Source organism: Stenotrophomonas sp. HMWF003 (genome assembly GCF_003061285.1).
Taxonomy (GTDB): Bacteria; Pseudomonadota; Gammaproteobacteria; order Xanthomonadales; family Xanthomonadaceae; genus Stenotrophomonas; species Stenotrophomonas maltophilia_AP.
The window spans coordinates 3107-4711 of the sequence record NZ_QAIW01000432.1; the positions used below are offsets into that span (position 1 = coordinate 3107).

A 1605-nucleotide genomic window follows, 5' to 3' on the forward strand; every position below is an offset into this window, starting at 1 on the left:
GTCGATCATTTTCGGGTCAATCCGGGTGAACAGCGGGGCGTACACGGCGATGGTGTGCGCGGTGAGCGGGCGGACGATGTCGGTCCAGTCCTGCACGGGGGCGGCCAGGAAGGCCTCGGCCTGGGCGGCGGTGGCCGGCAGGATCGGCTTGAGCGCGGTGACCAGCACGCGGAACAGGTTCAGGCCCTGGGTGCAGACGGCCTGCAGCTGCGCGTCGGCGCCCTCCTGCTTGGCGATCACCCACGGTTTCTGGTCGTCGATGTAGCGGTTGGCTTCGTCGGCCAGGGTCATCGTCAGGCGCACGGCGGCGGCCGGGTCGTTGCGTTCGTACGCCTCGCGGATGGGCGCGAGGGCGGCGACGAAGCGGTCGTACTGGGCGGCATCGGGCAGGCTGTCGGCCAGGCGGCCGTCGAAGCGCTTGCTGATGAAGCCGGCGCAGCGGCTGGCCAGGTTGACGAACTTGCCCACCAGGTCGGCGTTGACGCGCGCGGTGAAGTCGCTCAGGTTCAGATCGAGGTCTTCGACGCCGCCGCCGGACTTGGCGGCGAAGTAGTAGCGCAGGGCCTCGGCTTCCAGGCCGACGTCGAGGTAGGTGCGGGCCATGACGAAGGTGCCGCGCGACTTGGACATCTTGGCGCCGTCGACCATCAGGTAGCCGTTGACGTGCAGGCGGGTGGGCGCGCGGTGGCCGGTGCCGTGCAGCACGGCAGGCCAGAACAGGCCGTGGAAGTTGACGATGTCCTTGCCGATGAAATGGTGCAGTTCGGTGCTGGTGCCGGCGCGCAGGTGGGCGTCGAAGTCTTCGCCGTTCTTGTCGCACAGGGTCTTGAAGCTGGACAGGTAGCCGATCGGGGCATCGAGCCAGACGTAGAAGTACTTGCCGGGCTGGCCGGGGATTTCAAAGCCGAAGTAGGGGGCATCGCGGGAGATGTCCCAGGCGCGCAGGCCGCCGTCGGCGTTGAGCCATTCGCCGAGCTTGGCCTTGACGCCGGGCAGGGCGACGTCGCCGGCCAGCCATTCGCGGAGGAAGGCGTCGAAGTGGCCGACCTCGAAGAAGAAGTGGTCGGAGTCGCGCATTTCCGGTGTGGCCCCGGAGATGACCGAGCGCGGGTCCTTCAGTTCGGTGGGGGCGTAGGTGGCGCCGCACACTTCGCAGTTGTCGCCGTACTGGTCCGGGCTGCTGCAGACCGGGCAGATGCCCTTGATGTAGCGGTCGGGCAGGAACATGCCCTTGGCGGGATCATAGAACTGGGCCACGGAGCGGCGCGCGATGTGGCCTTCGGCCTCAAGCTTGAGGTAGAAGGCTTCGGTGAGCGCTTTGTTGGCGGCCGAGTTGGTGGAATCGTAGTGGTCGAAGGCCACGCCGAAGGCGGCAAAGTCGCGTTCGTGGCTGGCCTGGATGTTGGCGATGAAGGCTTCCGGGGTGACGCCGGCCTTTTCGGCGGCGAGCATGATGGGGGTGCCGTGGGTGTCATCGGCGCAGACGAACCAGGTTTTGCCGCCGCTCATTCGACGCGCACGCACCCAGATGTCCGCCTGGATGTAGCCGACCAGGTGGCCCAGGTGCAGGGGGCCGTTGGCGTAGGGCAGTGCGGTGGTGACGAG

The 1605-nt window shown here is 67.5% G+C and carries 1 protein-coding gene; it reads right to left on the bottom strand.

What is annotated here, in order from left to right:
- Positions 1–1605: methionine--tRNA ligase (metG, locus tag DBR34_RS18590; RefSeq protein ID WP_258224118.1), on the bottom strand; the 1605-nt coding region annotated here is incomplete at both ends.